The organism is Paenibacillus sp. RU5M (assembly GCF_900221055.1).
Taxonomy (GTDB): Bacteria; Bacillota; Bacilli; order Paenibacillales; family Paenibacillaceae; genus Paenibacillus; species Paenibacillus marchantiae.
The window spans coordinates 85525-98568 of sequence record NZ_OBQM01000004.1 but is presented as its reverse complement, the minus strand read 5'-3'; the positions used below and the strand labels follow the sequence as shown (position 1 = coordinate 98568).

13 protein-coding genes and 1 pseudogene are annotated in these 13044 nt (G+C 47.9%); all 14 read right to left on the bottom strand.

Annotated elements, in window-relative coordinates:
* Positions 1–9: 9 nt before the first annotated feature.
* The 14 genes and pseudogenes from CRO25_RS14375 to abc-f all read right to left on the bottom strand — a co-directional run bounded on the left by CRO25_RS14375 (position 10) and on the right by abc-f (position 13036).
* Positions 10–1416 (bottom strand): MATE family efflux transporter, encoded by a 1407-nt coding sequence (locus CRO25_RS14375; RefSeq protein WP_063567592.1) that lies wholly within the window; start codon positions 1414–1416, stop codon positions 10–12.
* Between the two features lie 306 nt (positions 1417–1722).
* Positions 1723–1836, bottom strand: a pseudogene (locus CRO25_RS33045) (carbohydrate ABC transporter permease); the annotation flags it as partial.
* A 2-nt stretch (positions 1837–1838) separates the two neighbouring features.
* Positions 1839–2666: a carbohydrate ABC transporter permease gene (locus tag CRO25_RS14370; protein ID WP_053782648.1), complete on the bottom strand. Its 828-nt coding sequence runs from the start codon at positions 2664–2666 to the stop codon at positions 1839–1841.
* A complete protein-coding gene (locus CRO25_RS14365; protein WP_063567591.1) occupies positions 2666–3532 on the bottom strand; it encodes a carbohydrate ABC transporter permease in 867 nt (288 codons plus the stop codon). Before CRO25_RS14365 ends, CRO25_RS14370 begins: the two co-directional genes overlap by 1 nt.
* Before the next feature lie 25 nt (positions 3533–3557).
* Positions 3558–4763 (bottom strand): ABC transporter substrate-binding protein, encoded by a 1206-nt coding sequence (locus CRO25_RS14360; protein ID WP_097115781.1) that lies wholly within the window; start codon positions 4761–4763, stop codon positions 3558–3560.
* 299 nt (positions 4764–5062) lie between these two features.
* Positions 5063–5551 (bottom strand): signal peptidase II, encoded by a 489-nt coding sequence (gene lspA / locus CRO25_RS14355; RefSeq protein ID WP_063567589.1) that lies wholly within the window; start codon positions 5549–5551, stop codon positions 5063–5065.
* A gap of 124 nt (positions 5552–5675) precedes the next feature.
* The gene (locus CRO25_RS14350) at positions 5676–6653 is read right to left on the bottom strand and encodes a permease prefix domain 1-containing protein (RefSeq protein WP_079695461.1); all 978 of its coding nucleotides are present in this window, start codon (positions 6651–6653) and stop codon (positions 5676–5678) included.
* Positions 6654–6659: 6 nt separating this feature from the next.
* Complete coding sequence (locus tag CRO25_RS14345) at positions 6660–6986, bottom strand: PadR family transcriptional regulator (RefSeq protein WP_079695459.1); 327 nt, start codon at positions 6984–6986, stop codon at positions 6660–6662.
* A gap of 161 nt (positions 6987–7147) precedes the next feature.
* Entirely contained in the window at positions 7148–8095 is a 948-nt protein-coding gene (locus tag CRO25_RS14340; protein ID WP_079695457.1) for a nucleoside hydrolase, read from the bottom strand.
* A 60-nt stretch (positions 8096–8155) separates the two neighbouring features.
* On the bottom strand, positions 8156–8560 hold the full coding sequence (locus CRO25_RS14335; RefSeq protein ID WP_063567587.1) for a DUF350 domain-containing protein: 405 nt from the start codon (positions 8558–8560) through the stop codon (positions 8156–8158).
* The gene (locus CRO25_RS14330) at positions 8542–9939 is read right to left on the bottom strand and encodes a glutathionylspermidine synthase family protein (protein WP_079695456.1); all 1398 of its coding nucleotides are present in this window, start codon (positions 9937–9939) and stop codon (positions 8542–8544) included. The genes CRO25_RS14335 and CRO25_RS14330 overlap by 19 nt, the downstream gene beginning before the upstream one ends.
* A gap of 6 nt (positions 9940–9945) precedes the next feature.
* Positions 9946–10221 (bottom strand): hypothetical protein, encoded by a 276-nt coding sequence (locus CRO25_RS14325; protein WP_079695455.1) that lies wholly within the window; start codon positions 10219–10221, stop codon positions 9946–9948.
* Positions 10221–10688, bottom strand: coding sequence for a hypothetical protein (locus CRO25_RS14320; protein ID WP_079695454.1), 468 nt, complete (start codon positions 10686–10688; stop codon positions 10221–10223). Before CRO25_RS14320 ends, CRO25_RS14325 begins: the two co-directional genes overlap by 1 nt.
* 413 nt (positions 10689–11101) lie before the next feature.
* A complete protein-coding gene (gene abc-f, locus CRO25_RS14315) occupies positions 11102–13036 on the bottom strand; it encodes a ribosomal protection-like ABC-F family protein (RefSeq protein WP_079695453.1) in 1935 nt (644 codons plus the stop codon).
* Positions 13037–13044 lie beyond the last annotated feature (8 nt).

Genomic DNA, 13044 nt, shown 5'->3' with positions numbered 1-13044 from the left:
AAATCAACATCATACTGCCGGCACCGGCTGAGCTCCAACTTCCTCCTCATGATCCAACAGATCATGTTTCTCCCAAGCCCGGCTCTTCCAACGGAAATACATAATGACAGCTCGTGTCCACTCGTCTGCGGCAATAGCAAGCCAGACACCGGCGAGCCCCATGTGAAGCTTGAACACCAGCAGATAGCCCAGCGGTAGACTCATGCAGACCATGGAGATCAGTCCCATGTATACTGGGAACTTTGCATCACCTGCGGCACGAAGGGAACCAATAATCACAATGTTGCAGGTTCGCCCGGTTTCCAGCAGAAGACTTAGCAGGATGACCTGTGCCCCTAGCTTGATAATTTCCGGATTATCCGTGAACACACTCATCAGCGGAACACGGAAGAGAATAATAATTACATCGATCACAACCGTTGCGAGCAGCGCCCATTTTACACTGTCGAATACGCGTTTGTATGCATCATTCTTGCGCCGTGCACCGACCAGTCGGCCAACAATAATGGAAGTTCCCATTCCGATCGCCATGCTGAATAGATAGATGTAGCTTGAAATATTACCCGCATATTGCCGGGTTGCCATCGCTTCAGCACCCAGATAGGTTACGTACAGTGTGAAGACGAGCTGGCAGGACTGATATACAACGGATTCCAGTGCAGAGGGAATACCGATTCGCAAGATTTTGCTGATAAACTTCTTCGAAAGGTTGATGTAATAGCTAAACTCTACCCTTACATCCATAACCCGATAGAGCAACCAGAAGAAAATAATCAAACAGATCAGACGGCTTCCGACCGTTGAGATCGCTGCCCCTTCTACACCAAGCTTCGGCATGCCGAAATGGCCAAAAATAAGAGCGTAGTTACCAACGACGTGAATCACGTTCATCAGAACGGAAACATACATCGTCTCTTTGGTATAACCATGCGTACGAATCGTCGCGGCCAGCGCGTTAATCAGCGCCTGAAGAAAGATCCCGCCTCCGACAATACTTATATAAGAACGGGCAAAATCGTATATTTCACCTTGGATATGAAGCAGTGTAAGCAGATGTCCTCCTAACAGAAGGAAGCTTCCGCTCAGGATCAGTCCAACAATCAGATTTAGTGTAATCGCATTACCTGTGACCTGTGCCGCCTCACTCAACTTCTTCGAACCAATATATTGTGCCACAACAATAGCAGCGCCATGTCCAATGACTTCCAGTACAAGAATCGCAATGGAAATAATCTGGTTGGCTGCTCCGACTCCGGATACTGCATTATCGGACACTGAACTGAGCATGAACGTATCCACGCTCCCCATCAACATAAACAAGAAGAGTTCCAGGAAAATAGGCCATGTTAGCCGAATCAGATTCAGATCCTTGGCATCCGAACGCAGGGACTCTTTGGTTGAGGATATTGCTGTCATTTTCTCACCTTTCCCGTGTGGGCTTTAATTCTTAGGGTATGTTAGCACAGGTGGTTTGAAAATGCAGTAGTTTTGCGAAAAAACTTGAAAGTTTTTTGAAATTCCAATAATAGGTATTTTCAGTTCTTTCATTTAGTTTGCATTATAGAGAATAACTGAATTGATATACTCGTTATAAATACACGATCTCAGGAGATAGAAGAAGTCCAGGGCGATGAGCAAAAACCCTCACACATCCCTTTTGGATCGGGATGTGTAAGGGTCCAAGGTTTAAGTTAGCCATTTAATCATCTGGAATACATGGGTCTATCCTTTTACCGATCCGGCAGCAATACCTTCTACAATTCGGTTGCTCAAGACGAGGAAAGCGATCAGGATCGGCAGGATGCTAATCATCAGTGTCGCACCAATCACTCCCCAATTTATTTCACTGAACCTTGCGTTACACCATTGATAATCCATTTTTGTGCAAACAGGTAAATGATGATCATCGGCAGCAACGCCAGCAGGTACGATGCAAACGCCAGGTTGAAGTCAGTATTGAATTGACCCTGGAACACATATTGTACCAGTGGAAGCGTGTATTGTGCCGGATCACTAATAATAATGAGTGGCAGCAGAAAGTCATTATAGGTAGACAGACAAGTTAGAATACCAACCGTGGCACTGATCGGCGCCATCAATGGGAAAATGATTTTCCAGAATGTGCCCCAGGTTGTTGCTCCATCTACGAAGGCTGCTTCCTCCAGCGCTACTGGAATGGACCGAATGTAACCTACATACACAAATACGTTAAAGGCGAGACCATACACCGTATGCAGCAGGATAAGACCCAGAAGATTGGTCATTTCCAGTGATGCAGTCAGCTTAACAATCGGCAGCATGATGATTGGAAACGGAATAAACATCGCGCTGACGAAGTAATAATACAGCCCTTTGAAAAATTTCCGCTTCTCCATATTCCGGGCAATCGCGTAAGCAACCATAGAGTTACTGAGCAAGGTCAGAATGACTGTTGACGCAGTAACAATGGCACTGTTACGGAACGATTGGAAGAAGTTTGTCATGTCTATTGCACTTGCAAAGTTCTCCCAGTGAAGCGTTGTCGGAATAGCAAAGACCGATTGGGCCATTTGCTCCGGATTTTTCAATGCGATTGTAACCGTCATATATAAAGGGAACAGAATGAACAAGGTACCCAGAATAATTAACAACATAACGGGCCAGTTGGTACGTAAACGGCTTCTCATTACAGATCCGTCTCCCTTCTTTGCAGGAACCGGATTTGCAGAATCGAAATCACCGCAATAACGATGAAATAGATAACCGAGTTCGCAGATTGATATGCATATTCGCCGCCTTCAAATCCACCCGTGTAGATCAGATGGGAGATGGACTGTGTTGCCCGTCCCGGTCCACCATTCGTCAAGGCCACGATCTGGTCAAAGACCATCAGTGAGTTTTTCATCGCCAGCACCATATTAATCGTGAAGAACGGGGCAATAAGTGGAAACGTAATGCTCCAGAATTCACGCCATTTGCCGGCGCCGTCCAGATTGGATGCTTCATACAATGTCGTAGGGATGGTTTGCAAGCCCGCCAAATACAGAATCGTATTCAACGCGACGGATTGCCATACCGCTACAATCACGATCCCAATCCATGCCAGGCTTTCGCTGCCCAGAATGTTGGTGGATAGGGCGTTGATGCCCAGGTTTTGTCCCCATATCGGGAATACGTTGGAGAACAGGTAGTTAAATATGTAACCTACGATCAATACACTCAGGATATTCGGCAAGAAGTAGATGCCACGGAAAAAGTTACGGAACTTGATCTTGGCATTCAGCCCAAGTGCAATGAGCAGGCTTAGAATATTCGTCAGGATCGTTACAACGATCGCAAACTTGAAGGTAAACCAGTAGGCGTTGCCTACATTGTCATCTTGAAACAGATTGAAATAATTTTTGAATCCAACAAAATCATAACCTTTACCGAACCCGTTGTAGTTCGTAAATGAATAATAGATCCCTTGGAGGGCCGGCAGCGTCATAAATACAAAGAACAGTATTACCGCCGGAACCGTCATCCAGTAATAAGGCGCGATGCGCTTGTTCATACTCCATCCTCCTTCGGACAAGGCGTTATCGCCGATTCGCTACCTTGTCCCATTCTTTGTCGAGTGTATCCAGATAGTTGTCGATGTTCTTGTTCTGCAAAAAGGACTGTACGATGGAATTCAGCTGCACCGCAGCCGGAATATAGTGATCGGCGAAGTCGATAACCTTGCCCTGCTCAATGTAAGGTGTCAGTTCCTGTACAGCAGGATCATCTTGTTTTACACCTTCCACCGCAGAGAACAGCGTCTGTTCCTTAATGTACTTGCCTATATTTTCAGGCTCCAGCAGAAACGCGATGAACTGCTCGGCCTGCTCCTTGTTTGGTGTATTCGCTGAAATGGTAAACAGGGAGTCGATTCCGTTCACCAACTTGATCTGGCTCGGATCGTTACCTGTCGGGAATGGGAAGAAACCAATGTCCACATTCGGGTTCGCTTTACGAATCTCGGAGATCGCCCAGGTACCCTGGATGTACATATAAGCTTCACCATTGGCAAAGGCACGGTTACCATCCGAATACGCTTTACCGAAGTTGTCGCCGTGACCGTAATTCATCAGCTCCAACTGCTTCTCCGCAACCTCACGGTATTTCTCCTTGAAGGTCACTTTGTTCTCGCGACGCTCCAGGTAGAAATCAATACCAACCAAGTTAGGTCCGAGTGCATTGAACGGCAGATTCGTCTGCCAATCATCCTTATATGTGAAGTAAAATGGAATTTTACCCGCATCCTTAATTTTTTTGGCTGTAGCAATCAGCTCGTCCCAGGTCTTGGGTACGTTCAGACCCATTTCTTTAAACAAGGTTTTGTTGTACATGATGCCGTTTGCATTTGTTGCGTATGGAACACCTGTCACTTCATCCATGCCCGTGACATCCTTCAGCATCTTTATGTAGTTGGGATCGATCGTTTTTAACAGTGGACTGTCTGTCAGATCGGCGAAAATATCACTCTGTGCAAGAATGGAATAGGTATCGGTTGCCCCCATTGCCATAATGTCTGGTACATCGTTCTTCACCACACGTGTCTTCAGCACCGTCTCCGCGTCAGGTGGATTCACCTGAGTGACCTGAATATCGGAGTGTTCGGCGTTGAATGTTTTGATTAACTCGTCAAAGGTTCCTTTGGCTTCGGGTTTGTTCTGAAAAAATTCAACCTGCACTTTGCCATTGGTATTATTCCCGCTAGTGCAGGAAGACAGAAGTACAGCCGTTATTCCACAAAGCAGCATTAACCCGAGTGCCTTGGTAAGCGATGTTCTCATGTTGTACCTCCCTCAGCTTATATACGTAAAGATTTACCCATTAAATTAGTGAAGTAACCACGTGGTTAATCCTTCCACCGTTTTATACTTAGAGCGTTGACTATAATGTGTCCTATTATTCCTAAAACGGTTTCGGTAAAAATGAATCAGTCCCACTGACCGCGAGTCCGCTCGTCGACATAACAAAAAAAGGACATTGGAATATATCCAATGTCCATCATGTATTCAGTTACGCTGCTTACATCACAGCTGTTGTTAACTCTTTATCAACGCTCTATTTTCGGCAAAGCATTACGTAAACGCTTGGCTCGGTAACTCTGAAATGCACGGATTAACATGCCGATGACCAGCATAACCACGCCAACATTTATCGCTACATCCGCCAAATTGAGAATACCACGTCCCGACGGAAATACGAGGAAATCCGTTACGCGTGCGTAGATAAAACGATCGATTGCATTACCCAAAGCACCACCGACCATGAAACCGGCACCTGCCTGCATCCAGAAACCGCGAATCTCACCTTTTCTCCGATAATACATCATACCCGCCACGAATAGAATGGCGACCACACCGAAAAGACGCGCATTCCCTTGAAACAGGCTGCCTGCCATTCCACTATTCTCATAATGCTGCAATTGCATTCCCGAGTCGCCAAGCCTCATCGTGTCCCCAACTTCCATATACATCCTCACCGCCATCTTGGTTCCCTGATCAACCAAGGTAACCAGCAGTGCTACAAAATAAAATAACATTGTGCCACTCCTCCTGCCAGACGCTCAAAAGTTAAACTAAAGGGTCTCCGCTGTAACATTTCCTTCACTTTAACACACCCGAAGCGTTGTCAACAAATGGGTAGCGCACGCGCATAGCAAACCATCAGGAATGATTTTTCCGCTTTAATATATGATAGGTATTGCTGAACATGCCGAACAACACACCTGTAATCGGAAATATGGCCCAGTTAACGTCCCATCGCTGGTATACAAAGCCCGTAAACAGAAACAACGCCGTAGCCAAAGGCCATACGATTGCCCCCACTGCGCCCACAACCCTTTCCTGCTTCTTCTTATCAGCACTAAAGTGTGGCTCCTCCAGCAATTTCGTGTAAGCCCCCTGGATATTACCGTAATAGATGAACAGGAAAACGCCCACCGCTGCCATTAACATAAAGAGAGAGACACCGTAAGATGCATAGACATCGTTAATATATGCACCCGCAAAAATAAAAACGGGTGACAGCACGCACAGACCGACGCCTGTAATGATTGAAACGCGGTACGTCAGCGCGAAATGGGCCTGATTGCGTTGAAGCGACATCTTGAGCGCATAGGGCAACTGAAAGTCCTTCTCCATATACTTGAAGCGATCGAGCTTCATCCCGCTGTGAATAAACATGCCGACTGCAATGGCGATCAGTACAAACATCCCGATTAGTCCCAGCAGGCTACCCGTTTCCATCGATCCTGTCATGGACTTGATATTGTTGTGTTCAAAAAATGTATCAAGGAATATCAGGAATGCAACCCCCGCTGCGCAGAGAAAAACGCCCAAGCCGGTCCATAGACCCACGCTGCGTTTGACAGCAGCATAATCGTAAGCCTCTTCCTCTGTCAGCACAGGTGCTGCTTCCTCAATCCCGGCTGGTTGAATACCGAGCTCAGCTGTTAACTCCTCGATATTGCCAAATTCCGAAATCACAATACCAATCGCCTCATTCTCTGATTTGCCCTCTCGCTTCAGTTCCAAGTATTTATCTTCCATCCCCGAGAGAAGCTCCTGTTTCAAATGCTCCACCTCGGAGGTCTTCGGCAGATTAGCAAACATGTTTTCCAGATACACCATAATCGTCTCCATGCTCTGTCACCACTCCCTGATAAATAGATTCACAACCTCCTGCGTAACCTTCCATTCCTCGCATTTTTCCTTGTAATAATCGAGGCCGAGCGGCGTGATCCGGTAATACGTGCGCCGCTTTCCAAGACTCTCATCCCTGTAGAATGATTCAATGTACCCGTTCTTCTCCAATCGGGTGAAGGCAGAGTATAGTGTCGTCTCTTTCATCACATACTTCTCATCTGTCAGCTGTCTGATGTTTTTGGAAATCTCGTACCCGTACGACTCCCCTTCCAGCAGCATATAGAGAATTAGCGTATCGTTGTAGCCGCGTATAACGTCACTGCTGATCACAAAAGGTAATCCTCCTCCGTTACTTCATCTGTCGTAGTAGTTGAAGTATATCACAACTTACTACGACAGGTGAAGTAGTTAGACCTAAAATAGGCAAAAAAAATCCGTACCTGGAATAGGCACGGATGATGAATACTTTTATTGGAGTTAAAACCACAATTTTATTGAATAGCAGAGAGCACATCCAGCAGCATGGATTTGAATTTCGGACGGTCAATGGCCTCGCAAACACGTACATTCGGCTCTTTACCGAAACGTCCGTTGATATCCACAACGCTATATCCGCGTGTTAACTCTCCTGCTGCTTCTACATCCACATAATACTGACCGGATTTGGTCATGAGCGACTCATCTGCGGCAACAGCCATCAGCAACGTGTCCGGGTGAGTGGTGCCATTCAGTTTATGTACCGATTTGTTGAACTGCATAACCACTTTGTTGATGGCTGTGAAGAAATTGGCACCAGATGTACCCAGTGCTGCAATTTCAGCGTGATCATCATCATCCATAACAGAATATTGAGTACACATCTCCCAGCCAACCATGGTGGTCGGAATGCCTGCGTGTAATACAATTTTGGCTGCTTCCGGATCTACATAGAAGTTATACTCCGCGGCTGGTGTGATATTACCCAGTGCATTATTCGTTCCACCCATGATGTAGAGATGAGCAATCTCCGGAATAATGGTTGGGTCCTTCTGGATTGCCATCGCAATGTTGGTCAGGGGTGCAATGGCCAGAAGCGAGATTTCGCCCGGATGTGCGTGTACCTTTTCAATGATAAAATCAACCGCATGCCCTGCCTCTGGACGCTGGTCTGCCTTCGGGAAATGGGCTCCGCCCATGCCGTCATCGCCATGTACGTCTTCCACCGTGCGGTGCTGGGCCTTACCATAGGCCATCAATGGGCGTTCGCACCCTTTGTACACAGGCACCTTGCCGCCATGTCCCGCAACCTGTACAGTGTACAGGGCATTTTCAACCTCCTGGTCAAACTGTACGTTCCCACCTGTAATCGTAATGCCCTCCACCTGGAAATGGTGCAGTGCCGTCAGGATCGCAATCGTATCGTCTCCTGCTGTATCTGTATCGATGATGACTTTTCTCATGATGCCGCGCTCCTTCTTCGTTGAATTGATATTCATTCCAAATAAACACTAGGGTTTATTTTACATCAAAAACGTACCGATGACGATGGAAACGCCGATGATAATGGAACGCAGCAGCTGTGCTACCGCCATATTCCCTCGTGCGATTTCGTCACAGACCCGCATCTTGGGAATCAGGAAGTCAAATATAATATAGACCAGACACAAAATAATGATTCCAAGCGCCGACCAGAGCAGCATATCCAGCCACGAATGCGTGGAGAAGGACACCATGCCCACAATGATACACAGGCCCAGCAATTTGCTGCCCATATACATGCCTGCCGCCTCGTTACCTTTCGCGATTTCCTCGCTATCGTTATACCGGGTCAATTGGCTAAAAGCGAAATACCCACATACCAATACTACCAGCAGAATGCCTACACCTACCGCTACATTCAGCAGGTTCAATCCCAAATTGTCCATTCCTTCTCCTCCTCGTCATCCATCCGTTCATTGACCACAGCCGCACAATAATAGGCCATATCTCCGGTTACCTTCTCCCCGATCCGGGGCAGCACACCGGCAAAACGTCCACCGATGACAAACACTCCTGTAAGCAAATAACCGCTGTATTCGCCATCCTCTGTCTGAATCACGGCCTGTTCCATCGGTACCAGCTGCTGATATATTTTAGGCTGATTATTATAATAGGCTGCGATCTCCTCATCTTCTTGCAGTTCGTCTGTTGTGTTGGAGTTCATCGGGGCGTGCAACTTATGTGAAGCAGCAGTTTGGCCCCCATGATGATCCGATCCCTCACCCAGCAGCGATGTGCCTCGACCTTCGCGGCCCCAATAGCTTTTAGCCACATAGGGCATTGCGCTCCATTCGAAAGGTCCAGCTTCGAAATAAGTCGGTAGCAGATAACGCGAAATCGCCGCTAACTCTGCATCATCAAACAGCCGAAACCCGCAATATTCCATGGTTTGTTCATTGCGTTCATAGAGTGACCAGATCGCCGCCATGAAACCCTTGCTCTGCATCAGCACATGCTGTGCAGGATTCATCAGGCCCAGGCGGCCATCCTGAACCAATTCAAGCAGTGCTGCGCCGATGTCCACGCCGGTCGTTTCATCTCGATCATCGATTAGATATTCCAGGGGATAGAGCCGGTACAACAGGTTGATCTCGCGTCCATGATGGTAGAGCGCCTCCCCTGGAATAATCTCCAACTCCTCCAGTGGAGCGTAGAACGTTTCATACCCCTCCTCCTGGCACAGCTTCATCAGATACTCCGTATTGGTCCGATCCTCCACATGCTCTCCAAATGAAGTAAAGGTCACCGGGCCCAGCAAACCCTGCTGTGCGTAAGCATCCAGCCAGCGGTGAAAGCATTCCCGGATACATTCATCCATTCCTTTGGACGGAGCATGGAGCGATGTTTTTTCAACCATCCCCACCAAAATACCTTCCAATGCAGCTGCTTCAGGTATGCCGGTTGGGGTATCCGTGTTATTTTCGATACATTTAGGTCCAGCTTCCCCAATAATCCAGTCCTGCCGAGTAATCCCGCCTGTCACCATCTCCAGACGAGCCGCCGGAATAAGGCCGGGATGAATGCCCAACTGCTGCTCCAGGAAAGAGTCGGGCATGTATTGCTGAATAAAACGCATCACCTTGCAATAAATCCCGTCTACAGCCTCAACTGCTGCACGCAATTCCTGCATCTCTGCAGGGGAATAAACCGTCAATGCAGGCACACAATATTGCTTGCCATACATCCGATGGTAGGGAACCTGCTGCCCTGCTTCACCCCTGAATACTTCTTCATGACTGAATGGCAGTTGGTATATATTCCTCATCAGGTTCTAACCTCCCGAACTGCGGAAGAAGCTGCCAAAGCCGCTCGATTTTGAACTGGATTTGCTGTAGGATCTGCTGTCCTTGTTGCTCCGATAGGACGATCCGCCACCGTAATAATAGTGCCCACTGCTGGAGTCATATTCACATCCGGTATCGTATTCCGGGTCACACTCATCGCTATTGCTGCTACAACCGGATAATAAGGCTGGAACCGCAAGCATTAGCGAGAAGGCAACCAGCTTGGCGCGTGATCCAGGTTTGGGTTTGGGATTTTCGTCCATTACAAATCTACCTCCTTCAACAAAAACAACACTTTCTTGCGATCCGCATCCAACACGGAATACACAAATTCATAGGTCGTACCGCCCCGGACCATGTAATGGTCCAGCAGTTGCTCGGCAAGCTCCATCGTGTACGAGGAGGATTCTGCCAAGTCCAATTCCTGAAATGCACACCCATTCCACAGCATGTATTCCGCACTGTACATGGAGGACATTTTACACATTGCCAGTGCAGCGTCCGCAATCGCTGTACCGTATTCCGCAGGTTTTTGATTGTCATACTCGGTCACGTAAACTGCATGCTCCCGACGATCCTCGGATTCATTGGATAGATGCGCCCAGAGCTTATTTTTCATCAGGGTAGCATCGACCAGCTTGCGCATGAAAAGCTCATCGCGAGTACCCGATACCTGCTCCAGTACGCCCGTCTCCACCTGCCGGTCATCCGACCAGTTCCGATAAGTCAATGAATAATAAATAACGATAACCTGCCTTTCTGTGAGCTCTAAGAGGAGCCGTTTCAATACACACAAACGTATTTAACGCATGAGAAGGAAAAAAGTTACACTATTCCCGATGACATGTAAAAAAGCATTTTGCATAAATCCCAAGAGTGGTTTTCAATCAGCAAGATATAGATCGAAATGAATCTATTCGTCTAGATCTTTTGCCCGCGAACAATAAGAATCGAATTATGCAAAATGCTAGTAAAGATAAGATTGTGGCGATACACAATTTTACCAGCTAATTACCTCGGATATCATCCCGTTATAAAGCTAACTTTGAAAATCAAAAAGGCCAGAGATCTCCCTCCGGCCTTCTTTCCTTCTTCATCTATTTCAAGATCTATTTCAAGATAAGTTCCGTAATCTGACCTGTCTCACAGCTCTGCCCACTGGGCCAACATATCATTGTATTCACCAGACAATTGCTCGCGTTCGTTCCACACTTGCTCCAGCTCGTTTGGATTATCCTGCAAGGATTCAAGCTGACGATCCATCTCCTGGATTTGCCCTTCAAGACGGGCCAATCTCTGCTCCAATTGTTCAGCGGACAGCTTTTTGGAAGTGGCCGTTGTATTAAGCGTGCTACCGGACTTCGTCTCCTGTTTCGGTTTTGAACTCCCACGTGATGGAGTGGCAACAACTGCTATATGCTGATTTGCCGCGGCTGCGCGAGCTTGCAGATCAAGCTTCTTCTCGCGATAGGCTTCATAGTCTCCCAGATAAGCGGTCATCCGCCCATTCTCCAGTTCCCACACGCGGGAAGCAAGTCGATTGACGAAGTAGCGGTCATGCGAGATGGCAAGCACCGTGCCTTCGAAATCAACAAGCGACTCTTCGAGCGCTTCCCTTGAAGCGATATCCAGATGGTTGGTCGGTTCATCCAGCAGAAGCACATTCGGCTTGCGCTGAACCAGCAGAGCCAGCCTTAGCCGTGTCCATTCCCCACCGGATAACTGTCCTACCGAGCGAAATACATCTGCTCCATAGAATAGATATCGGGCCAAAATGCCGCGTGCTTCTCCTTCTTCCACGCCCGCTTCCAGACGGAAGTACTCCAGCACGTTCAGCTTCGGATTGGAAGGCTCCTCCTGCTGAGCCAGGTAGCCGACGTCCACTCGTGCACCCCACTCCAGGTTGCCTGCACTCGGTTGTTCCTCTCCCAGTAACAGCTTGAACAAGGTCGTTTTGCCTGAACCATTGCGTCCAATGAGGGCAATTTTCTCGCCATATTCGAGTAATCCCGATACACCGCACAGAATTGTGCGTTCTCCATAAGCCTTTTCGACTTGTTCTATCACAGCCACCCGTTTTCCCGTACGGTCTGTAGGACGTACATCGAAGTCGGCGTTACGCCTCTCCAGTACCGGGCGTTTCACCTGTTCCATCCGTTCGATTGCTTTACGCATCGAAGCCGCGCGACGGAAGAACTTTTCATTTCCCCCGACTCGGCCCCATTCTTCCAGTTGGCGGATCGTTTCTTTCATTTTTTTGATCACCTTCTGCTGCTCCTTGAACTCCTCGAATTGCTGCAACAGTCGTTGTTCCTTCACTTTCATATATTCCGTATAACCGCCAGCGGACGTTTCTGCTTCTCCATCCTCCATCTCTAACGTCCGGGATGCTACACGGTCCAAAAAGTAGCGATCATGTGAGATCAGGATAATCGTACCTGTGTACTCACGCAAAAATCCTTCCAGCCATTCCACCCGCTCCAGATCAAGATGGTTGGTCGGCTCATCCAGCAACAACAGATCAGGCCTTACAATTAGCTGTGAAGCCAGCACAACCCGGGTCTGTTCACCACCAGACAACGAACCAAAACGCCATCCGTAATGCTCCTTCGCAATATCCAGACCGTCCGCCACCTGATCGATCCGGGCATCCATTTCATATCCACCCTCGCGCTCGAACTGATCCTGCAAGGCCGCGTACCGCTTCAACAGTCGCTCCAATTGGTTCGGATCGGATGCACAGTCCGGATCGGACATCTGCTGCTCCATATCCTTCATTTGACTCCGGCACGCCATAAGCTCCCTGAATCCAAGACTCAGCACATCCAGCACTGTGTAATCGTCCATTCCTTCCGGCACCTGAGCGACGTAACCAATACGTGTATCCTTCTTGATCATCAATTGTCCTTCATCCGGCTGGTTCAGTCGTGCCATCAGACGCATCAATGTCGTTTTACCGCTGCCGTTGCGGCCGATCAGGGCGACCTTGTCGCCTTCCATAATTTCAAACGTAATGCCATCCAGCACCAGATGTGCTCCGTGGTATTGAGTCAGTTGTTGCGCACTAATAATCATCATAATAAGGT

Bases quoted from the DNA above. Each gene is read 5' to 3' on its own strand.
- CRO25_RS14335 (WP_063567587.1), bottom strand. From the start codon at position 8,560: ATGGACAATTTGGGATTGAACCTGCTGAATGTAGCGGTAGGTGTAGGC.
- CRO25_RS14350 (WP_079695461.1), bottom strand. From the start codon at position 6,653: ATGGAGACGATTATGGTGTATCTGGAAAACATGTTTGCTAATCTGCCG.
- CRO25_RS14325 (WP_079695455.1), bottom strand. From the start codon at position 10,221: ATGGACGAAAATCCCAAACCCAAACCTGGATCACGCGCCAAGCTGGTT.
- CRO25_RS14365 (WP_063567591.1), bottom strand. From the start codon at position 3,532: ATGAACAAGCGCATCGCGCCTTATTACTGGATGACGGTTCCGGCGGTA.
- CRO25_RS14360 (WP_097115781.1), bottom strand. From the start codon at position 4,763: ATGCTGCTTTGTGGAATAACGGCTGTACTTCTGTCTTCCTGCACTAGC.
- abc-f (WP_079695453.1), bottom strand. From the start codon at position 13,036: ATGATGATTATTAGTGCGCAACAACTGACTCAATACCACGGAGCACAT.
- CRO25_RS14330 (WP_079695456.1), bottom strand. From the start codon at position 9,939: ATGAGGAATATATACCAACTGCCATTCAGTCATGAAGAAGTATTCAGG.
- CRO25_RS14370 (WP_053782648.1), bottom strand. From the start codon at position 2,666: ATGAGAAGCCGTTTACGTACCAACTGGCCCGTTATGTTGTTAATTATT.
- CRO25_RS14375 (WP_063567592.1), bottom strand. From the start codon at position 1,416: ATGACAGCAATATCCTCAACCAAAGAGTCCCTGCGTTCGGATGCCAAG.
- lspA (WP_063567589.1), bottom strand. From the start codon at position 5,551: ATGTTATTTTATTTTGTAGCACTGCTGGTTACCTTGGTTGATCAGGGA.
- CRO25_RS14340 (WP_079695457.1), bottom strand. From the start codon at position 8,095: ATGAGAAAAGTCATCATCGATACAGATACAGCAGGAGACGATACGATT.